24 protein-coding genes are annotated in these 18946 nt (G+C 52.6%); 6 read left to right on the forward strand and 18 right to left on the reverse strand.

Going from position 1 to position 18946, the window contains the following annotated elements; genetic code table 11:
* The 10 genes from CL546_RS14260 to CL546_RS14305 form a co-directional block, all read right to left on the reverse strand.
* The coding region (locus CL546_RS14260) for a zonular occludens toxin domain-containing protein (protein WP_290496143.1) at window positions 1-1048 on the reverse strand (1048 nt) is incomplete at its 3' end.
* Window position 1049: 1 nt separating this feature from the next.
* A complete protein-coding gene (locus CL546_RS14265; protein ID WP_290496145.1) occupies window positions 1050-1391 on the reverse strand; it encodes a DUF2523 domain-containing protein in 342 nt (113 codons plus the stop codon).
* Window positions 1391-2278, reverse strand: coding sequence for a virulence factor TspB C-terminal domain-related protein (locus CL546_RS14270; protein WP_290496147.1), 888 nt, complete (start codon window positions 2276-2278; stop codon window positions 1391-1393). The genes CL546_RS14265 and CL546_RS14270 overlap by 1 nt, the downstream gene beginning before the upstream one ends.
* 502 nt (window positions 2279-2780) lie before the next feature.
* A complete protein-coding gene (locus tag CL546_RS14275; protein WP_290496149.1) occupies window positions 2781-2903 on the reverse strand; it encodes a major capsid protein in 123 nt (40 codons plus the stop codon).
* Between the two features lie 25 nt (window positions 2904-2928).
* Window positions 2929-3132, reverse strand: coding sequence for a hypothetical protein (locus CL546_RS14280; RefSeq protein WP_290496151.1), 204 nt, complete (start codon window positions 3130-3132; stop codon window positions 2929-2931).
* Window positions 3133-3142: 10 nt separating this feature from the next.
* On the reverse strand, window positions 3143-3454 hold the full coding sequence (locus CL546_RS14285) for a hypothetical protein (protein WP_290496153.1): 312 nt from the start codon (window positions 3452-3454) through the stop codon (window positions 3143-3145).
* A gap of 2 nt (window positions 3455-3456) precedes the next feature.
* Window positions 3457-4023: a hypothetical protein gene (locus CL546_RS14290; protein ID WP_290496155.1), complete on the reverse strand. Its 567-nt coding sequence runs from the start codon at window positions 4021-4023 to the stop codon at window positions 3457-3459.
* A complete protein-coding gene (locus CL546_RS14295; protein ID WP_290496156.1) occupies window positions 4020-4325 on the reverse strand; it encodes a hypothetical protein in 306 nt (101 codons plus the stop codon). The genes CL546_RS14290 and CL546_RS14295 overlap by 4 nt, the downstream gene beginning before the upstream one ends.
* Before the next feature lie 2 nt (window positions 4326-4327).
* Window positions 4328-4459, reverse strand: coding sequence for a hypothetical protein (locus CL546_RS14300; protein ID WP_290496158.1), 132 nt, complete (start codon window positions 4457-4459; stop codon window positions 4328-4330).
* A 2-nt stretch (window positions 4460-4461) separates the two neighbouring features.
* The gene (locus tag CL546_RS14305) at window positions 4462-4617 is read right to left on the reverse strand and encodes a hypothetical protein (protein ID WP_290496160.1); all 156 of its coding nucleotides are present in this window, start codon (window positions 4615-4617) and stop codon (window positions 4462-4464) included.
* A gap of 145 nt (window positions 4618-4762) precedes the next feature.
* Here CL546_RS14305 and CL546_RS14310 point away from each other — a divergent pair, with 145 nt between their 5' ends.
* Together CL546_RS14310 and CL546_RS14315 are read left to right on the forward strand one after the other, a co-directional pair.
* Complete coding sequence (locus CL546_RS14310; RefSeq protein ID WP_290496162.1) at window positions 4763-5047, forward strand: hypothetical protein; 285 nt, start codon at window positions 4763-4765, stop codon at window positions 5045-5047.
* A 540-nt stretch (window positions 5048-5587) separates the two neighbouring features.
* Window positions 5588-6541, forward strand: coding sequence for a hypothetical protein (locus CL546_RS14315; RefSeq protein WP_290496164.1), 954 nt, complete (start codon window positions 5588-5590; stop codon window positions 6539-6541).
* Between the two features lie 67 nt (window positions 6542-6608).
* Here CL546_RS14315 and CL546_RS14320 read toward each other — a convergent pair whose 3' ends face one another.
* The 5 genes from CL546_RS14320 to CL546_RS14340 form a co-directional block, all read right to left on the reverse strand.
* On the reverse strand, window positions 6609-7019 hold the full coding sequence (locus tag CL546_RS14320; RefSeq protein ID WP_290496166.1) for a hypothetical protein: 411 nt from the start codon (window positions 7017-7019) through the stop codon (window positions 6609-6611).
* A 246-nt stretch (window positions 7020-7265) separates the two neighbouring features.
* Complete coding sequence (locus tag CL546_RS14325; RefSeq protein WP_290496168.1) at window positions 7266-7403, reverse strand: hypothetical protein; 138 nt, start codon at window positions 7401-7403, stop codon at window positions 7266-7268.
* Complete coding sequence (locus CL546_RS14330) at window positions 7403-8008, reverse strand: hypothetical protein (protein WP_290496170.1); 606 nt, start codon at window positions 8006-8008, stop codon at window positions 7403-7405. Before CL546_RS14330 ends, CL546_RS14325 begins: the two co-directional genes overlap by 1 nt.
* 742 nt (window positions 8009-8750) lie before the next feature.
* Window positions 8751-10019, reverse strand: a complete 1269-nt coding sequence (locus CL546_RS14335) for a type II toxin-antitoxin system HipA family toxin (RefSeq protein WP_290496172.1) — start codon at window positions 10017-10019, stop codon at window positions 8751-8753.
* Window positions 10016-10345 carry a helix-turn-helix transcriptional regulator gene (locus tag CL546_RS14340; RefSeq protein WP_290496174.1) on the reverse strand — a complete coding sequence of 110 codons (330 nt, stop codon included), beginning with the start codon at window positions 10343-10345 and terminating at the stop codon, window positions 10016-10018. Before CL546_RS14340 ends, CL546_RS14335 begins: the two co-directional genes overlap by 4 nt.
* A gap of 632 nt (window positions 10346-10977) precedes the next feature.
* Here CL546_RS14340 and CL546_RS14345 point away from each other — a divergent pair.
* The 3 genes from CL546_RS14345 to CL546_RS14355 all read left to right on the forward strand — a co-directional run bounded on the left by CL546_RS14345 (window position 10978) and on the right by CL546_RS14355 (window position 14239).
* The gene (locus tag CL546_RS14345; protein ID WP_290496176.1) at window positions 10978-11772 is read left to right on the forward strand and encodes a protein NO VEIN domain-containing protein; all 795 of its coding nucleotides are present in this window, start codon (window positions 10978-10980) and stop codon (window positions 11770-11772) included.
* 138 nt (window positions 11773-11910) lie between these two features.
* Window positions 11911-12267 carry a roadblock/LC7 domain-containing protein gene (locus tag CL546_RS14350; protein WP_290496177.1) on the forward strand — a complete coding sequence of 119 codons (357 nt, stop codon included), beginning with the start codon at window positions 11911-11913 and terminating at the stop codon, window positions 12265-12267.
* A 172-nt stretch (window positions 12268-12439) separates the two neighbouring features.
* Complete coding sequence (locus CL546_RS14355) at window positions 12440-14239, forward strand: S8 family serine peptidase (protein WP_290496179.1); 1800 nt, start codon at window positions 12440-12442, stop codon at window positions 14237-14239.
* A 140-nt stretch (window positions 14240-14379) separates the two neighbouring features.
* On the opposite strand, the gene CL546_RS14360 is transcribed toward CL546_RS14355, so the two are convergent.
* The 3 genes from CL546_RS14360 to ahpC form a co-directional block, all read right to left on the reverse strand.
* Window positions 14380-15900, reverse strand: a complete 1521-nt coding sequence (locus CL546_RS14360) for a cryptochrome/photolyase family protein (RefSeq protein WP_290496181.1) — start codon at window positions 15898-15900, stop codon at window positions 14380-14382.
* Window positions 15901-16090: 190 nt separating this feature from the next.
* The gene (ahpF, locus tag CL546_RS14365; protein ID WP_290496183.1) at window positions 16091-17713 is read right to left on the reverse strand and encodes an alkyl hydroperoxide reductase subunit F; all 1623 of its coding nucleotides are present in this window, start codon (window positions 17711-17713) and stop codon (window positions 16091-16093) included.
* A gap of 99 nt (window positions 17714-17812) precedes the next feature.
* Complete coding sequence (ahpC, locus tag CL546_RS14370) at window positions 17813-18370, reverse strand: alkyl hydroperoxide reductase subunit C (RefSeq protein WP_463671045.1); 558 nt, start codon at window positions 18368-18370, stop codon at window positions 17813-17815.
* 223 nt (window positions 18371-18593) lie between these two features.
* On the opposite strand from ahpC, the gene CL546_RS14375 reads away from it, so the two are divergent.
* On the forward strand, window positions 18594-18935 hold the full coding sequence (locus CL546_RS14375; RefSeq protein ID WP_290496187.1) for a hypothetical protein: 342 nt from the start codon (window positions 18594-18596) through the stop codon (window positions 18933-18935).
* Window positions 18936-18946: the final 11 nt, after the last annotated feature.

The raw sequence follows: 18946 nt of genomic DNA on the forward strand, positions 1-18946 counted from the left end.
CCGCCATGGCATCGCTGCTTTCGTTCCCCTCATTACTGGTCGATCTGCGTGAATTCCGGCGTTCACGGTCTTCATCGTCATTTCTGGAAGCCAGGTGATTGAAGAGGCCATCTTTCAGAACGCGTTTACACATCTGCGTCGGCATATCCGCGATCTTGGTGCCTTGCTGGGTGTAACAGGTGCAATCGCTGTAATCCGAGCGCATGGACATGCAGCCATGGACTACGGGCACCGCCTGAACCTCCATGGCCTTCTCTCTATAAATGGGAGCGGTAAACGGTAGCCCCCTCACTTCGGCTTTAAACGCTTCCCCCCATTCCATGGGAGGTACGTAGACCGTGGCGTTGTGCGGCATTGGGGTTGTGCCTGGGGGAGCATGCTCAGTCGTTACTGTTGCACTATCGGCGGCGCCATATTGCGAGTTGAAGCCATCGAAGAAGGCCCAGAAGCAATAGCCACCGAGAAGGACCGCCGCGACCAGTACAAACAGGATTTTGGGCGGTTTGAATTTATGGGTGTGAACCTCAGCGGATTGATAAAGGCCCCATGTTTCCTTGGGGAGTTTCTTTCTGCTGGTGGTACATCGGGCCAGCTCAGCTCGGTTAGAGGGTGAGACGTAACCCGAGCCGCAATGGTATTGGATGGCAAAGGGCGAACCAAAAGGCCGGCTGTAGTGAAACTGTTCATTGCAGATCTTGCGGGCATGGCTGTCGAGCAGTGTGGGTTCTTGGGTGATGAACTCCACATCCCAACCATGGTGACGGTGCGTTTCCAGCGCTTGCAGGCCGGGGGGAACCGGTTTGGCCGGGGCCCTGACAGGAAATAGCTGCTGGGCTTCGTCCAGGATAACGATGGCACCATCAGGGACATGCTCGTGCCAGCTTTTGGCTTGCTGATCATCCAGTTCATGCCAGCCGAGTTGCTGCTTGCCCTCATCGGTTAAGCGAATGCCCCGGTAATAGATGGGGCGGCTTTTCTCGTTGAGGTAGCGGGCAAGGGTGTGGCTGGTCTTGCTGCTACCTGGGGTGCCGGTGATCAAGCGAAACATATCAGCCTCCGCTTTGATCCGTCATAAATTGCAGGCGCTTGAAGCCGGATGACGCCATCAGGAAAGAGACCGTGCCGATATGGGCAGACAGGCAAAGGCTCAGGAAGGTATCGAATCCAGCCAAGCCCACCAGGTGCATCACATCACTGGCCACCCCGCCCAATTCATTATGAACACGGCTAACCAGTTCATTCATGAGCGAGGTGATACCAACGTAAGAGACAACACCCAAGCCAATCGAAAACAGCACCCGGGCGACAATGCCACCGGCAGCCGCTGCCAAGAACGTACCCATGGAACCGGAGAGAAGGCCAGCAACGCCAGCCACGATAGGTAATGGCATTAGTTTTTAATCCTCTTGATCATGATGAAGGCCGCGGCAACGTAACCCAGCGCAATCACAAAGGGCCGCACTCCCTCTGCTAGCGTGCACATGGGTTCCCATGACAGCTCATAGGTATTGCCATAGAAGGTGAATCTCAGGGGCGCCGGACACTGTGAATTGATGGTGATCAGTCCAGGGTCCAGGGCATCATCCACAAGGCCAGCAAAGTCGACTTCATCGGTGGGGATCTGGTTGTTCTCATGGTCGCCCAGGACACTATTGCCGTCGTCCGTGGCGGCCTTGATATCGTCACCATCGCCGTAGATTTCAGTTAGGTGCTGAATCGCATCACAACGGCGGTTCCAGTTGTTGAGGTAGATACCGCATTGGACGATATCTAGCTCGGAGTGGCACTCAGGTTCGGTGCGTTCGGCTTTGTCACACACACCGGCGCCGTACTCGCCCTGTTGGCACTCTTCGGTTTCCGGGTCGCACTGGCCATCACCATCTCCATCGCCACTTCCGTTACCCCCATCCCCGGAGCCGTCACCACCACCGCCACCGCCATCACCCCCGCCGCCACCGTCGCCGCTATCCCCTCCGTCATCACCACCGCCGTCGCTACCCCCATCGTCACCGCCGCCATCCTCTCCACCACTATCGTCACCGCCCCCGTCGTCGCCGCCATCCTCTCCGCCGTCGTCGCCCCCATCGTCATCGCCTCCGCTATCGCCGCCACCATCGTCATCGCAGTAAGAACCTGTTGATTCATAGTCAGCCTGGCAGTCATACGTGCCGTCCTGATTGGCAGCGCATATTTCCGAAGGGGGATCGATGACAAATTCGCAGCCTGCAAAACAGGCAGAAGACGGGGCAGAGGGGGATGACAGGCCCGGGAACGGCATCTGGGATCGAAATTCGTCTACACGGCAATTGGGGTCCGGTTCGGGCGGCTCAGAGAAGCATTCAGAACCCACAGAAAACCGTTGCGCGGGGCAGCTGTAAATCTTCCAAACCTTTTGCCCGTCCTCAGTCTCCGGGCCGACACATGACCTGTAAGAAACGGGGCCGTAGGTACTACAGACGTGCTCACGGTATCCCTCAATCGTTCCGTATGCCGCATGGTATTGATCGCACGGCGTCGAAGACTCCGACCCCGCCAAGCCGCAAGCAAGAACCCCGTAGAGATTCGCGTCGCCTGTTTTTTCCGCATAGGTGAGCTCAGAAGACAGCGCCGTGAGAGCAAAGACGAAGAGAAGGAATGCGCGAGAAATTAGCACTTCATCACCCCTACTTAAGCAGCCAAAACAGGGCGACGAGGACGGTAAAGAAGTACACCCAAGGCCCGTAATCCATTGTTTTTTCCTCATGAAAAAAGGGGCCGAAGCCCCTTTGTGGGTGGGTGGCTTAGCTCATCATCTTCTTAGCCATTTTGAATGCCAGGATGGCAACACCGACCAGAAGAACGGCGCCGCCGATCGCTGACACATCAACCGCTTCGATGGCGGCAATAACAGAAGTGAAGTCCATAACGTTTTCCTTTTACTTGAGTGAGTTACAGCAAGCGACGTGCTTGCCGTATGGCGAATACCGATGCCCACACAGTGCCAATGGCGATCAGCAGCAGGTTGGCGTCGGTGTATGTCATTGGCGGAAGCCCGAAAGGGCCACCGCCGACGACAACTTGTAGCGTGCCGGTACACAGGACTGTTCCGTCCTGGGCGTGTTGCCATGTGCCGTCGCACGCGATTAATTCCATTCATCCGGCCTTACTTGCTGTCAGCTTTGTTGGTGCTGGAGGCCGCTTTGGTCTCGGGCACAACGCCGACGATGTAGGGCTGGGATTTGCCACCTGCTGCCATCTTGAGTACCGCCAGCAGGCGGCGTTCGGTGGGGCTTTTGAGGTCGGCCAGTTGGTCGAACACGGTGGGGTCCGCGCTGAGTTTGGTGACCTCATAGCCCCGGAAACTGTCGGCGTTGTCCCCCTGGGGGATTTGGCCGGTGTAGACGGAGCAGTATTTATTGCCATCGACGTTCACGAGACGGCAGCCGAGCAGGGTTGTAGGGATTTCGAATTGCATGGTTAGTTACCTTTGTGGGTAGTTAGCAGGTCGTGTTGGGCGTTCAGGCCCGTTTGGGTGTGGGTACTGCGTTTGGAACTGGGGGGCTTCTTCTGGAGCTTGGCTTCGGTTTGCTCACAGAGGGTTTTGGCGTGTTGTTCGTTTTTGGAGAAACCCACGAAGCACCACGCTTTGGCGTAAAGGTGGGCGGGTTTCTCGTAGGGCAGCCAAGTGCGTTCAGCGATGAATAGGCCGGTGCGTAGCTCCCGGACGCGATAGAGGCCGCACACGCTGTAGGCGCTGTTGCCAACATGACGAAAGACGAGTGTTGGCATGGGGGTGCCCTCGATAAGTGCTTTAAAGCGGTTGATCAGTAGGGAGCCGTAGCGCTGACGGATCAGCACGGGGAGGCACACGGCGAAGGTCAGGCGGGTTACGGGGCGCCGGGGTTGGGGGGTGGCTGCCTCTATAGGATCTTGGGGGCAAGGTATCGCCCAAGGATCGTTGAGTACTAGCACGGCGCTTTCCCGTGGGCTGTCATCGCCTGTGGCGATATTAGAAGCGGTGTACTTGGCCAGTGCAGAGGTCATACGGCCCCCTGGAGCAGTGAGAGTTGGGGGGAGCGGCTGGTAGCGCCTTGGTAGATAAAGGCCAAGGCGGTGCGGCGGTTGGCTGGGGGGAATTCAGCGCAGTCGATAATGCCCAGAGCGTTAGCGCGACAAGCATGGATGCTGCCTCCTTGGGTGGTCAGTAGTCCGCAGACTTGGGGTTGTGCCCTGCCCTTCAGCCACTGGATTTGCTCCACGGTTACGCCATTAGCGTTAACGCGCTGCCAGCGGTACTGGCGACGGGTTTTGCCGTGGGTGCGGGTGTAGGTGGCTTGGCGGAGCATGGTTAGAAGCTCCCCCGGATAAGGGCGATGAAGTGGCTGATCAGGGAGCCAACGCCGAAGGCTGCAAACAAAAGCAGGATGTAGGACTGGGTATCCAGTTCGACGAACCATTGGGTGAGATCGGCGAAGGTCATGGCTAGACCTCGCCTTCTTTCAGCTGATCGATCAGGGCGGCCACGTTCACCATGCGGTGTTTGCCGAATTTGATCGTGGGGAGGTAGCCACGTTCTATCCAGCCCTGTACTACGCCTTGCTCGGCACGGCACCAATCGGCGAATTCACGCCACGGCATGACCGGGGGCCAGTCCGGGTTAGAGGTGATTGATTCTTGTAGTTCCGCTACCATCGGCTTTGTTCCACTATGTTCAGTTGGTGTATTTATTACACCAACAAAGAATCACAGTGGTGTAATAAATACACCAATGATTTATTCCTATATGAGCGAAATTGACGATAGAGCCAGACAATTAATGAAGATGGTCAGCATCAAAGAGCTGAATCAGTCTGGTGACAACAAGGAACGTGACAGGTGGAAAAACCTTCGCCGGGAAGGATCTGCGCTTCGAGTTACAACCGATGAACTTGAAAGGCTGAGAGAGCTATTTCCTCAGTATGAAGATTGGCTTTGGAAGGGAAGCAGGGGGATTGATCTATCAAAGGGCCAGGTAAGCCCTGAATACGAAACTGCTGATAAAAAGTTGCACGGACGCAGCGGGGAATAGAACTAACCAAAATCGCCGCAGAGCGATGGTTTAAACCAAGGAGGGGGAAGAAATGAAAACACCATTTATCTTATTGCCATCCGTTTTGGTAGCAAATTAAAGCTACGGGCAACAAGACACATCTATTTCCAAGCAGGCGATCAACCTCGCATCAGACCCAATTTGGGCATCATTTTGCAAAGGCAGTGGCTGGTTAGCAGAAGCGCGGCAACGCTTAATGACTTCTGAAGGGCACTATGTTTGGGAGTACACACATGAGCCAGAACCTCATAAGAAGTGGGTGCATTGGGCAAGCGATATTAGCAAATAGCTAAAACAAAAGCCGCGGATAAGAAACGAGAAATCGAAGAGAAAGAGTGCTCGTTTTGGAAGTTGTAATCTGCATTTAAATGCTTTGAATAAATAGAATTTAAAGAGAAAGCATAGGATGAAAAATTTTATTATAGAAAATCACAACTGTAAGCGTGGCAAAAAATGAATCTAACAGAGCTCTATCTAAGCATAGGGCCTATTGGTGTCAAATAACTAGTAGTGATAAAAATGAATTGGATTTTTTTTATTCTTATACTGTTCTCTTTGGTGGCTTTTAAAAGAAGCAGGTACTGGAATGCTTTCCTTGCTAATTTTGGTCTTCCTTTATTGATTTCAGTTTCAATAGTTTTTTTGTTTCTAACATCATCCTTGGCGGGCGTTTTTTTATTGACGATATCTTTGTATGCTTTGCTTTTCTTTTTTGATTATGAGGTTATGAGTCTAGGGGAGCTGCTCATATACATAAGCAAGTTGGATGCCGGCATTATTGCTTCTATAATTTCTTCCTTAGTCACTGTGCTGGGTTTTTTTATTGCATTCTCAACGGGTAGAAAATCTTGGGAGATTCAGAAAAAAACTGAGTTCTCTATAGAGGTTAGTGAGTCGCTATCGGTGATAGTTAATGACCTTGTAGATGGAATTATAAACTTGAACATCTATTATTCTGGTGTAATAGATGCTTGTTCGTCTCTAGAAGAAAATCCTCACGGTAAACAGTCGCTTTCTAAATTGCGTTACATCTGCAGGCGTAATGATGAGGCATCTGCTCATGCTAAGAGAATACAGGAAAGAAATTCACAGTTAATCAGCTTTATTGGAACTTATACTCAAGTTTTCGAGAGTAAGATAGGAGTTTCGAAGTTTCTTGAATTTATTCAAAACAGGGCTTCTGTTGCCTCACTGGCTTCGCACTATTTCGTGCCAACCATTGATCATGCAAATAAGGATAGCGAAGCTGTTGCTATATTTTTTCATTTTATCAACCAAGAGGAGATTCAAAGAAACAAAGATCTTCTTGAACCTCTTGTTGAAGAAATATCGTCGGCGCATGGTTACATTAGAGGCATGTTTTTATCCACAATATTTAAGTCAAACCTTCGAACTCTGTGGAGTTTCATTAGGCGGTATAAAAAAATATCTCCTTTTTTTATTGGCCTTATAGAGAAGGTAAAAAAACAATAGGAATACAAAAGTATCGAGCTTTTGATTTTATAATTGAAGAGGCGCCCGTTGAGCAACGGTAAGTTAACTAATTATTGTTGTGATGCGAGAAAAATAAGCCTTCTTTTTTGGATGATTCGTCAATCAAAGAAACAAAGAGGTTGTATAGAATGTTTGGCGATGCGCTTCCCTTTATGCCACTTTCTATGCTGCCGATAAATAAGCCATTAAAACCATCAATGTATAATTTTCTAAGGATGACTTCGTCACCACTTGATTTTTCTTTGTATATCTTTATATAAAGATAGGGAGTGCCAAGATGGAAAACCACTTTAGGGCAAAAAAATATTTCATCGAAGAATGCATGTAGTACAATTTTTTTGTTTGATTCTTCAACGATAAAGCCATCATGGGAAGCTCTAGCGATAAGCCCTTCTTTTATTGTGTTATATGCAACATTGAAAATGTTGGCCTGATCAACTAAATATGAGTACTCCATTTCTAAGCTCCAGGCTAGGTTGTTAGTTTGCGCACCTATCTATATGGTGCGCAAACTAAAATGAATAATGTTACTTTTTCTTTGTAGGCGGTTGGCGAGAAAGGGAGCCCTGTGTCTTTCTGGAGGGCGCGTAAGATCTCGTCGCTTCTTGTAACTGCTCAGTGCTCACATTGAGCCCATCGGCAAGTTTTATTTTCCTCATTGGAGGTCGATCAGGTTTGGCTTTAATGCCGTCATCATTTGTACTCATTTATTTTTTTCCCCACGAGAACTTCCATCTTCTTTGATAAATCGATTTTTGGGAGGTGTTGGTGGTGGAGGTGGAGTTTTTTTTGAATCAGAAACGCCTCCCCCTTTTTTATCTTGGCTATTGTTTTGGGTCATTACTGTTCCTTCGTATGATTTTTTTCATATAAACAAATTGTCTCTTTGTAGATGATGTTTTTCTGGCTTTTTTCCACTGGCTCACCAAATATGGTGAGCACAAAAAAAGCGAGGCCAGCAAAAATGGCAGCGCCAAATAAGTTGTGTAGCGCTCGGTGAGCAAATTGTGATCTTTCAGCATTGAGGTTTGAATTCGTCTCTGCACCACTTAGATACGATTGGTAATAAAATTCTCTTATCTCTGAAATAACGTAATCATCATCGAAACCGTTATTGTCTGCATACTCTCTTAACTCTCTAAAGTAATTCTCGATATTTCCTGGAGAAGGAAGATACTCGTATTCTTGGCCTGTAACACCTTTATGAAAGAAATAGAAAGAAAGAACCAGTGATGAGGAAGATAGAATTATAAAAAAAAAGAAAGTTAAAGCAGGGGCAATTGCAAAATCGTAATTGCTACGATTGATTATTAAATAACCAAGCACGGTCGCTAATGCTGTCGCAATAACCATAAACAGCTGAAAGCGTTGCAGTAGCTTATCCCTCATTTCCAGCTCAAAGAAATAATCTCTTTTGTATGATTCAAAAAGCGAGCTTTCTTTCATGATCCCCAATCTCTATTTTTCTAATTATTAGCCGCCAAAAAAGTAGCCTATAACCTGGAATTCGTCTAGAGCGTTCTCTCTTGAGATATTAATCTTTTTCAGTATAAACACTAGATGGTTGATATATAGAGCACTATTAAGTCATTAGAGAGCTTGCCTCAGAGGAACCATGTGAGGTTTATAGCCTCGGGTGGGGCAATCTGTATTCTGGAAGGGAAAAGCCTTCCTTGGCTCCTGCGTCAGCAGTCATGAAGACATAGTGAGAGCTCGAAAATCTGCTCTCGTATTACTGTCTTGTCACGGCACGTATAGCACCCGATAGGCTTTGATGTTGCCATAAGATCGAAAAGGTGTCGAAGTTGATGCGAAACGTAGCGGGATAACAAGGGATGGCAACAATTACAAGTTTTTGATTTTATTGGTAATGCTGAATAAAGCGTCACATAGAAGAGTATCAAAATAGGGTTCGATTCCCGCCGGCTCCACCAAACAGCAAGTAATAAAAAGGGCCACCCCGATGGGGTGGCCCTTTTTATTATGCCGCTTCGCGGCTGCAACACGCTTCACGCAACATGCGGCACGCAAAGATCAAAAACGGACTTACCACAGAGGGCACAGAGCTCACTGAGGGTGGGGTAAATTGCTGGGGTAGCGCATTCCCGCAACCCCGCGATGAACCTTTTTTGCCGCGCTGCGGACGCCTAATGCTGAGCCCAAGGCAGAAATCGGCATCAAGCCGGACCTATTGAATCCGGAAATCCGGCTGCAAGCCTCGCCAATGGGCTTTGAGCGCCTGCTTGTGCACTTCAGCCATTGGCAGATCCTTAAGCGCTAGCGGCCACAGGCTTCGTGCCTTGTCCATCACATCAGCAAGGTGCGGCTTGATAACACGCCATGGGATTCCAGCCCGCTCTGCCCAGGCCTCAAAACTGGCCAGAGATACCTCATACCACGCCCGGGTTTTGCCCAGCTTCATCGCAAACTCGCGCTCACCCTCAATGTACACGCTGGTTGTCAGAATATCGTAGGCAGGGGAAAGCCGAGGGGTAATCCGATCCGCATAAAGCAAACTCCAGTTCTTGAGGTGGGCATCACCATTCGCCAGGAGAATATTGACCAGTAGCCGTCTGGCGAATTGCTGCGCATCAGCCAGGCCATCCCCGGAGAACCCGTGAACAATCCTGCCTATCTGCTCATAATTGGCCGAGCCGTATTTCTCGTGAGGATACTTCACCAGCACCTGCGCGAAATCTTCCATATGGATGCGCGCGCCCTCATCACGGTCAAAACGCCGGATCGCGAACGCCAGCTTTTCATCCGGCAAACTGATTGGCGGCAGGCCATCCAGGCTGCCAAGCTCAACCAGCCGTATTTCAGGAACCTCAATACCGACCAGTGATGCCAAACGCATGGCCGTGTATTCATTCAGTGGCACATCCCTGTGCTGCGTGGAAGGCGTTTTTATGATCCAGTCACCAAGCCCATCCCGGCCCGACAGGTTGTAGCGCCCCTCCCGCTCCTTCATGGAAAACTTCATCTGCACCCCGGCCAGAGAAAAGCGGTTTTCTGGCGCAACATTCTCAAACGCCACCGCCCTCACATTGCCATGGGCGCCAAGCACACTTTCCGGAACAGCAGCAGGGGCCATGGGCTCAACCACCAGCGCACCCGGCAGATCAGCCCCCAGATACGACAGCATCTGGAACTCATTATCCACATGCACCTTAAGCGACTGGGCAAGCCACTCCCTGAGCGCTCCTTCGGGCAGCAAATTAGACAACACCGGGTGCAACCGCTGATTCCTGGCCCAAGGCTCCGCCATCACCCTGGCCGAGTGCGGAAAATCCGGATGGGTAATCAAACTGAAGGTTGGGCGGGCAGCATCCGCACTAAACGCATCGGCGAACGTCAGCTCATTGCGGCCATTACTAAAGCCCGCCAAATACCCCACCAATCGGCCATGCAGGCTCAGCTTCAGCACAACCACCTCATCCGACCGGCTGGCGCTCATGAATCATCGCCCAGCAGGCCTTGCCATGGATCATCAGATAGTTGCGGCTTCTTCTCGCCTGGCGACGCCGCACCAGCCCCCTCGCCGTCTGGCGCCTCACGCTCCAGCACCGCCCTAACCGCAGCCAGCTTTTCCTTGGGAATCAGCATTAACTGGCTGTTCAGCCCCTTTGCAAGGAGCTCCAGAGTATCCAGCCGGGGATTCCCCTTCGACTCGAGACGCTGGTACTGCTGCCGGGAAACCCCCACCCGCAACATCATGTCACTCTGCTTGAGCCCCAGTGCGAGACGGCGGTTCTTTAACTGTTCCAGGAGAGAACTGATCATTGTAAACACACAGGTTGCTTTTCTTTCATAAGAAACACATTAGTTTCCTAAGAACCAAAAGGCAACATATATGTTTCATCTCTAGAATAATCCGCACCGCCACCCCAGAAGCAACTGATAAGTTGCTCCAATCCAGAAAGGGCCGTTTCGATAGCGGTGTCGCGCACGCGACAAGACCTGCCAGCCGGGCCATATGGGCTTACATCAATAGATCTGGCCAAGCATGTAGATCTGCAGATGGATTGCTGACGGACGCGGGCTCGATTCCCGCCGGCCACCAAACAGCAAGTAGAAAACCCAAAAGGGCTCCCCCGATGGGTGGCCTTTTTTTGTTGCTAATCCTATGCACGTAGGTCATCTTGGCCTTTTGGGAATCTGGAATCCCCCCTTGAGAACCAATATTGCACTCAATGACCTTCCTTTCCAGCTCCTCCCTCACTGCCGTAGTCAACAAAAGCAGCACCTCGCTAGTAACTTTTGTGTTTGCTCAAAAAGCCTGCTAGAAGAAACACCATTCCTATTTAATTTCGAAAGACAAAGACGCAGATCAACACCTTTGGGGGAATACCGTGGCGAGGGGTAACAATTGGAGCGAAGGGGAGATTGCCGCCACTGTAGCGGACTACATGCGAATGCTAACGCTTGAACTCTCCGGGCAGAAATACAACAAAACAGCCCACCGAAAAGCACTCTTGCAGAACCTGGATCGCCGAAGCGAAGCCGCTGTCGAGCGTAAACACCAAAACATTAGTGCGGTGTTGAGAGACTTAGATTGTCTTTGGATTCCTGGCTATAAGCCTAATAGTCACTATCAGGAAGCATTGGCACGATTTGTAGAACACTGGATTAATTCCCATCCTGAGTTTGATCGAGTTTCTCAGGCTGCAGCCGAACAGCCTACTTTCTTACCCAGCAGCGTCGACTTCAGTCGATTCATAGTCGATGCTCCGGCCCTCTCGCATTCAGCGCAAGTTGAAGATCCCGGTAAGCAATATAAGCCTAACAGGATCGCCTCAAAGCGAGATTATATTGCGCGAGAAGCCCGCAATACGGAGCTAGGACTTGCGGGTGAACTCTTGGTATTGGAGTTCGAGGAGCATCGGCTCCGCACCGCTGGACAGAAGAAGCTAGCTAATCGGATTGAGCATGTATCCGTTACCCAAGGTGACGGACTTGGGTTCGACATTCATTCTTTCGAAACCAACGGAAAGGATCGATTAATCGAAGTAAAAACAACAGCTTTCGCCAAAGAAACACCTTTCTACGCCTCACACAATGAGGTTGCCGTCTCCTCGGAGCATAAAGAGAAATTTCATCTGTATCGCCTTTTTGAATTTCGCAAGTCTCCCAGGCTTTTTACCTTACAGGGCGAAATTTCAAAGCATTGCACTATGAACCCTGTCAGCTACCTCTGTTACTTTTCCTGACCAACAATAGAAGCTGTTTCGGCCGGCGCCCCCAACCAGTACAACAGCGCAAGCAAGCATGCCCGCCAGCTTCCCTTTGACCCAGCTAACCTGCCCCTTCTAAGCTAAAACCCAAGCCTCTACGAACGGATAACAACAATGAAGCTCACCACCCTCACCCCTCCTCTGGAATCCCTGCACGCCTCCTCCGAGGAGATCCTGTTGGTCTCCCTGATCAGCCATGACGGGCTGCCAGTGGTGCATTTCGGTGAAGGACTGGATTTTGATGAGCAGAGCGCGCTGTTCTTTGAGATGAAGAAGGCTTGTGACAGGGTACTGGAGGGACTGAAACTGGGGCAGAGCGAAGAGGTGTTTATCCGCTGCCAGGAAGGCTGTATCAGTATTTGGCCGGTGAAAGATATGGTGTTTGCCTGCCTGGCGAAGCCAACCATCAACTCCCAGCGCATGCAGATGCTGGTCTGGAAGACCGTTTCCCAGCTAAGTGGACGGGTTTAAGCCTTCTCCTGCGCATCTTCACGACCAGTTCTCATTTTCACCCCACACTAGTGAGCACGGGCCCTCCAGGCACCTGAATCATTTTCACAGCAACAAAAAACCTACACCCTGCCCATGGAGAGATACACGGCGTTTCCCTAGTTTTCAAACCAAACATTCTGGGGGAATCTCAATGCCGTATTCGACATTCAAAGCTGCTGTACTGGCCACTATTCTGGGGGGCAGCGTTCTGTCCCCTGCCTGGGCCGACGACAAGACCGAAAGCCCCGTAGCCGGGGACATCATCCAAAACCAGTATATTGTCACCCTGGTTCCGAACATCACCGAACAGCTGGGCCTTAACAGCCTGACCACGGCCATCCAAACCTTGCTGGCCGGCATTGGTGGCGGTGAGGTGCTCTATACCTATGAAAATGCCCTGCTGGGCATGACCGTGAAACTGACAAACCTGCAGGCCTCACTGCTTGGCATTCTACCCGGCGTCATTTCTGTTGAGCCGGACCGCATGGTGACCACGGTTGCGGTTCAGAGTAACGCCACCTGGGGACTGGATCGTGTCGATCAGCCAGCCCTGCCATTGGATAACAGTTTCCAGTATCCAGATAACGGCGGGCGTGATGTGAATATTTATGTGGTGGATACCGGCGTGCGCACGACACACCAGGAATTTACCGGCCGAGTGCTACCCGGGCGCAACTTTGTCAGCTCCGGGGGCTTCCTGTTTGGTGGCAGCGTTAACCCCGACAACTATGAAGACTGCAACGGCCATGGCACCCATGTAGCTGGCACCGCGGCCGGCAGCACCTACGGTGTTGCCAAGCAAGCCAATGTGGTCCCGGTACGCGTGCTGAACTGTTACGGCAGCGGCAGCACCTCTGCGGTTATCGCAGGCGTCGACTGGGTGGCCGGCAACCACCAGAAGCCGGCGGTGGCCAACCTGTCATTGGGGGGCTTCACCTCCACCGCACTGGATACCGCCGTGGCTAACGCCGTTGATGCTGGCGTAACCATGGTCGTAGCTGCAGGTAACGACAACGCCAACGCCTGTAACGGCTCCCCCAACCGGGTCCCTGAAGCCCTGACCGTCGGCGCGACCACGCGTCAGGACCAACGTTCTTCTTTTTCCAACTACGGCGCCTGCGTGGATCTGTTCGCCCCGGGTAGCGACATCACCTCCGCCTGGTATCAATCGGATACCCAGACCTCCAGCCTGAATGGCACCTCCATGGCCGCCCCGCACGCTGCCGGCGCCGCTGCCTTGTACCTGGCTGCCAATCCCAGCGCCACGCCCAATGCGGTCAATCTTGCGTTGGTTAATGACACCGTTACCGGCGCCATCAGCAATGCAGGGAATCAATCACCCAACCGCTTATTGCAGATCACTCAGCAGGACGGCTCGGGCATTGACCGCCTGCCCACCGCAGCGTTCACGGCGGACTGCCAAGGCACGGTTTGTCAGCTGGATGCCAGCGGCTCCAGCGATGACATCGCCGTGGCGGCTTGGGACTGGACGCTGGGCGACGGCAATGTGGCTAGTGGCGAGCAGATCAGCCATGACTACGGAGTGGATGGCGAGTTCACCGTGACCCTGACCGTGACCGACACCGCCAACCAGACCGGCACCACCGACCAGACCGTAAGCGTGGGAACCGAAACCTCTCCGTGCCCGGACTGCACTCGCTATGAAGGCCAGCTGAACAACGGTGGCTCTGCGATCCTGCCGTCCAATGGTTTCAACTTCTCCGGCGGGCAGATTGATGCCTGGCTGTATAGCCCGGCTGGCGCCAACTTTACGGTTACGCTGCAAAGACAGAGCTGCTTCCTGTTCTTCTGCGGCTGGAACAACGTGACCAACGCCAGCCCACAGGGCGGTGTCGCCGAGATTCACTCCAATGTGAACAGTGGCTACTACCGCTGGCAGGTACAGGCCCAGAGTGGCTCTGGTGCCTATACGCTACTCACCAACCCGTAAGTTTTTCTGCCTACGGTTTCGCCGGCGTCAACCTCCTGGTGCGCCGGCTTTTTTGTGCATCAGGCGACGCCTGCATGCATCCGCTTCTCTCAACAGGGTGATAACAGCCCGCCTCTGGGAGCCTGTATGCCAGTGTTAACTCATAACGCATCCGGGTCCGCCAACAGCGATTGCGCCCGCGCCAGAATCGCTTCCACTTTCGCCTCGTCCATCCGATTCAGATTGCCGTAGATCATTTTCATGCGGTGGTTGCCAGCAAACTGCCTGCGATGACGATGAATGAAGTGCCAGTAAAGGCTATTGAACGGACAACTGTCCGCTTCGCTTGCCGTTTTCACATCGTACTGGCAGTGCTTGCAGTAATCCGACATGCGATTGATGTAACTACCGGACGCCGCGTAGGGTTTGCTTCCCAGATAGCCCCCGTCCGCATGCATAACCATGCCCAGAGTATTGGGCAATTCCACCCAGTCGAAAGCGTCGGCATAGACTTCCAGATACCACTGACAGATGGCCTCCGGCAGCACGCCCAGCAGCAAGGCAAAATTACCAGTGACCATGAGACGCTGAATGTGATGGGCATAGGCGTGGTCAATGGTATTGCGCAAGCACTCAGCCATGCAGTGCATTTTGGTGTCGCCGGTCCAGTAACAGGCCGGCAAATCCCGCGTATTACCCAGCCGGTTTTCGTTGGCGTAATCAGGCATCAACAGCCAGTAGATACCCCGCACATATTCCCGCCAGCCAATAATCTGGCGGATAAAGCCTTCCACCGCATTAAGCGGCGCGTCACCGGAGTAGTAGGCCTGCTCCGCCGCCTGGCATACCGCCATGGGATCCAGCAGCCCGAGATTGATATACGGCGAAAGCAGACTGTGAAACAGGGTGTCTTCTCCCGTAACCATGGCATCCTGATAATCGCCAAAATACGGCAGGCGATGCTCAATAAAATGAGCCAACGCCTGTTGAGCCTGCTCGCGGGTGGTTCCCCACTGGAAAGAGTCCAATGAACCCATGTGACTCGGGAATTGCTCCTCCACCAGTGCCAACACCTGCCGATCGATATCATCATGCTCAAACGTCAGCACCGGCGGTAGCGGCGTCTTGCCTGTGTAGGGCTGGCGGTTATTGCTGTCGTAATTCCACTGCCCGCCCGCGGGCTCATCGCCCTCCATCAACAATCCGGAGTAACGACGCATCTCCCGATAAAAGAACTCCATGCGCAGCTGCTTCTTGCCCTGCGCCCACTGCTGGAAGAATGTTGTTGAGCAAAGAAAGCGGCTGTCATCCAGACAAGTCACCGGCACACCGATACACCGCTCCCAATCACGATCAATCTGGTGCTGAAGGCGGTATTCGCCACAGCGGGTCACCACCAGTTCGCCAGCATCGGCATACTTTTCAGAAATAAGCGCCGCAAAACCTCTGAACGCATGCTCGCCATAGCAATAGTAATCCACCTGCCAACCCGCTTTTTCGAGATCAACGGCAAAGTGGCGCATGGCACTGAAGATCAGAGCGATCTTCTGTTTATGGTGCTTCACATAAGTGGCCTCGTCGGCCACTTCCGCCATCACCAGCCTGTCCTTGCTTTTATTGAGGTGCTGCAAAGTGGGCAAATTCAGGCTGAGCTGGTCACCAAGGATAAGACCGATTTTCACGCCGACTCCTTCAGGAGGTACCTGTGGGTGTCTTATTTTCCGCTGTCGGCGTACAGGTAGAGTGAAGACCACTTATCGCAGGCAGGAAATCACCACAGCCAATCTGTGCAACGTGATGCCCGCAGTGTCTCCAAAAACCAAAAACCACCGCGAGCGGTGGTTTTGGTTTCGACTGGTGAGCGCCAGAGGGTCAGGCGACAGCAGATTCCTTCTGCTCGCCTGTGTTGCTTTTACTTTCATACAGAGCGTCCAATCGGTCGCTCTGGGTCATCAGGTATTCAAAGGCCGCCAGGGAAGCTTTGGAACCTTCACCCATACTGATGACAATCTGCTTGTACGGCACGGTAGTCACGTCACCGGCAGCGTAAATGCCTTCTTCAGAGGTTTGGCACTTCTCGTTGATTTCGATTTCGCCAAAACGACTCCGCTTGACCACCCCATCCAGGAAATCGCTGTTGGGCACCAGGCCGATCTGTACGAACACGCCGTGCAACGGCAAGGTGTGCACTTGCTCCGTTTCACGATCCACGTACTCGATGGCATCCACCTTGCCATTGCTGGCGGTGATTTGTTTGGTCGCCACGTTCTTGTGGATGGTGACGTTAGCTTTGCTTTCCGCCTTGTCCACCAGCACCTTGTCCGCTTTCAGCTCCGGCATGAACTCGAACACATTCACGGATTTAACGATACCGGCCAGGTCCAGTGCGGCTTCAATGCCGGAGTTGCCGCCACCGATCACTGCCACATCCTTGCCCTTGAAGAAAGGACCATCGCAGTGAGGACAGTAGGCCACACCATTACCGATGTTTTCTTTTTCACCGGGGACACCCAGCTCGCGCCATTTGGCACCGGTGGCCACAATCACGGTTTTGGTATCAATTTCTTCACCGGAGGACAGCACCACCGTCTTGATGTCACCGTTGTCTATCCGGGTGACTTTCAGATGCTCTTTCACGGTCACGTCGTACTCGTTCATGTGCGCCTGCAACGCACCGGAGAGTTCCGGACCCGTGGTTTTCTTCACCGAGATCAGGTTTTCGATATCCATGGTGTCTTTCACCTGGCCACCGATACGATCGGCAATCAGCGTCACTTTCAGGCCTTTACGGGCGCTATAGATGGCCGCGGACACACCGGCCGGACCACCGCCGATAACGGTCACGTCCTGCAGGGGCATTTTCTCGCCCGCGCCCGCTTGGGCAATGCTCGGATCATGTTCGAGCAATTTGTCGATCAACTCGGCCGCAGTCACCTTGCCGTTGGCAAACAACTCACCATTCAGGTAAACGCTGGGCACCCCCTGAATGTCACGCTCGTTGACCACATCCTGGTACAAGCCACCATCAATCATCTCGGTGGTGATATTCGGATTGAGCAACGCGAACTGGTTCAGGGCCTGGACCACGTCCGGGCAGTTGTGACAGCTCAAGCTGATAAACACTTCAAAATTCAGTTCGCCCTGGGCGTTGGCCACCATGCGTTGGAGGCTGTCATCCAGTTTGATGTCGGTCCCGGATGCGTGCAGGAAAGCCAGCACCAGGGAATTGAATTCATGGCCTGCAGGAATACCGGAAAAACGGATACCCGTGTCTTCACCATCGGCTTCCAACAGGAAACTGATTGGGCTGCGCAATACGCCACCCAGGTCGCGCTCTTCAAACGCCAGGTTGTCACTGACGCCAGCGATGCCGGACAGGAACGAGGCCAGTTCATCGCGTTTTTCATGGGCGCCTTCCTGCAGCACGAAAGTCACTTTCTTCTGCATGTTGGCGGCGTAGCCCTTGAGAGCCTGCAAAATTTCATTCGTGAGCATGAGTCTTCCCTTCAATTAAAAGCGTATTCAGTGACATAAAAATTGGGGAGGAAAGCATCCCCGGCGATGCTGCCGGAGATGCTCCAACCTGAGGCAAATTTAGATCTTGCCGACCAGGTCCAGAGACGGGGCCAGAGTGGCTTCGCCTTCTTTCCATTTTGCCGGGCACACTTCGCCTGGATTGTTGCGAACGTACTGGGCAGCTTTCACTTTGCGCAGCAGGTCGTCTGCATCACGGCCAATACCTTCGGCAGTGATTTCCATGGCCTGGATCACGCCATCCGGGTCGATCAGGAAGGTAGCGCGGTCTGCCAGGCCCTGGCCTTCACGCATCACTTCAAAGTTGTTGGTGATGGTGCCGGTCTGGTCGCCAACCATGTAGTAGTTGATCTTGCCGATGGTGTCGGAGGTGTCGTGCCATGCTTTGTGGGTGAAGTGGGTATCGGTGGAGACGGAGAACACTTCCACGCCCATCTTCTGCAGCTCTTCGTACTTGTCCGCCACGTCGCCCAGCTCGGTGGGGCAAACGAAAGTGAAGTCGGCGGGATAGAAGAAGAAGATCGCCCACTTGCCTTTTACGTCGGCTTCAGAGATCTCTACAAATTCGCCCTGCTTGAATGCGGTGGCGTTAAACGGTTGGATCTCGCTATTAATCAGTGCCATGTTTCCAAGACTCCCTAGATTGTCGGTAAAACGATTGGGTTAACGTTTCGTCGGAAGTAAGAATGCGGTTTTTGCGGCGATTGGTAAATTTGGATACTTTCATTGCAGCGATAGGCAATACCTAACACGGCCAGCCAGTATCCCCACGTTAAGGAACCGCCCGACCGCAACCCTGTCCCACCTTGAGAAGGACAAAACAGGAAGCGTTGGAGGCGTTATGGGACACGCAGAATGGCCACGGGCAGCATGGATTGCAGGATGGGTGCTAATCGCCGCAGGCACCGCCGCACCCGCTTATGGTAGCGATTACGACTACATCCGCGGTGACGATGTGTATGAAGAGGACTACCAGTACGGACTGGATTATGACGGCCTCACCAGCGTGCCGCAGCCCGGCCTGAGCAAAGGCGGCGCCAGCAGTGCGGACAGCGCCGAAGGGCGGATGCAAAAGCGGGCACTGGAGCTACAGGAAGAAACCACCCAGCCCTCCATGACTCGCGAGCTGGATCGCTGGAAACAAAACAGCAAGCTGAAAACACCCGGCAAAAGCGACCCCTGATCACACGGTAG

Source organism: Alcanivorax sp., from assembly GCF_002726155.1.
In the GTDB taxonomy this organism is placed as follows: Bacteria; Pseudomonadota; Gammaproteobacteria; order Pseudomonadales; family Alcanivoracaceae; genus Alcanivorax.

What these genes read in the sequence shown, in the direction of transcription:
- CL546_RS14265 (WP_290496145.1), bottom strand. Translation starts at nt 1,391, where the DNA reads ATGCCATTACCTATCGTGGCTGGCGTTGCTGGCCTTCTCTCCGGTTCC.
- CL546_RS14270 (WP_290496147.1), bottom strand. Translation starts at nt 2,278, where the DNA reads ATGCCGTTCCCGGGCCTGTCATCCCCCTCTGCCCCGTCTTCTGCCTGT.
- CL546_RS14275 (WP_290496149.1), bottom strand. Translation starts at nt 2,903, where the DNA reads ATGGACTTCACTTCTGTTATTGCCGCCATCGAAGCGGTTGATGTGTCA.
- CL546_RS14280 (WP_290496151.1), bottom strand. Translation starts at nt 3,132, where the DNA reads ATGGAATTAATCGCGTGCGACGGCACATGGCAACACGCCCAGGACGGA.
- CL546_RS14285 (WP_290496153.1), bottom strand. Translation starts at nt 3,454, where the DNA reads ATGCAATTCGAAATCCCTACAACCCTGCTCGGCTGCCGTCTCGTGAAC.
- CL546_RS14290 (WP_290496155.1), bottom strand. Translation starts at nt 4,023, where the DNA reads ATGACCTCTGCACTGGCCAAGTACACCGCTTCTAATATCGCCACAGGC.
- CL546_RS14295 (WP_290496156.1), bottom strand. Translation starts at nt 4,325, where the DNA reads ATGCTCCGCCAAGCCACCTACACCCGCACCCACGGCAAAACCCGTCGC.
- CL546_RS14300 (WP_290496158.1), bottom strand. Translation starts at nt 4,459, where the DNA reads ATGACCTTCGCCGATCTCACCCAATGGTTCGTCGAACTGGATACCCAG.
- CL546_RS14305 (WP_290496160.1), bottom strand. Translation starts at nt 4,617, where the DNA reads ATGCCGTGGCGTGAATTCGCCGATTGGTGCCGTGCCGAGCAAGGCGTA.
- CL546_RS14310 (WP_290496162.1), top strand. Translation starts at nt 4,763, where the DNA reads ATGAGCGAAATTGACGATAGAGCCAGACAATTAATGAAGATGGTCAGC.
- CL546_RS14315 (WP_290496164.1), top strand. Translation starts at nt 5,588, where the DNA reads ATGAATTGGATTTTTTTTATTCTTATACTGTTCTCTTTGGTGGCTTTT.
- CL546_RS14320 (WP_290496166.1), bottom strand. Translation starts at nt 7,019, where the DNA reads ATGGAGTACTCATATTTAGTTGATCAGGCCAACATTTTCAATGTTGCA.
- CL546_RS14325 (WP_290496168.1), bottom strand. Translation starts at nt 7,403, where the DNA reads ATGACCCAAAACAATAGCCAAGATAAAAAAGGGGGAGGCGTTTCTGAT.
- CL546_RS14330 (WP_290496170.1), bottom strand. Translation starts at nt 8,008, where the DNA reads ATGAAAGAAAGCTCGCTTTTTGAATCATACAAAAGAGATTATTTCTTT.
- CL546_RS14335 (WP_290496172.1), bottom strand. Translation starts at nt 10,019, where the DNA reads ATGAGCGCCAGCCGGTCGGATGAGGTGGTTGTGCTGAAGCTGAGCCTG.
- CL546_RS14340 (WP_290496174.1), bottom strand. Translation starts at nt 10,345, where the DNA reads ATGATCAGTTCTCTCCTGGAACAGTTAAAGAACCGCCGTCTCGCACTG.
- CL546_RS14345 (WP_290496176.1), top strand. Translation starts at nt 10,978, where the DNA reads ATGCTAACGCTTGAACTCTCCGGGCAGAAATACAACAAAACAGCCCAC.
- CL546_RS14350 (WP_290496177.1), top strand. Translation starts at nt 11,911, where the DNA reads ATGAAGCTCACCACCCTCACCCCTCCTCTGGAATCCCTGCACGCCTCC.
- CL546_RS14355 (WP_290496179.1), top strand. Translation starts at nt 12,440, where the DNA reads ATGCCGTATTCGACATTCAAAGCTGCTGTACTGGCCACTATTCTGGGG.
- ahpF (WP_290496183.1), bottom strand. Translation starts at nt 17,713, where the DNA reads ATGCTCACGAATGAAATTTTGCAGGCTCTCAAGGGCTACGCCGCCAAC.
- CL546_RS14375 (WP_290496187.1), top strand. Translation starts at nt 18,594, where the DNA reads ATGGGACACGCAGAATGGCCACGGGCAGCATGGATTGCAGGATGGGTG.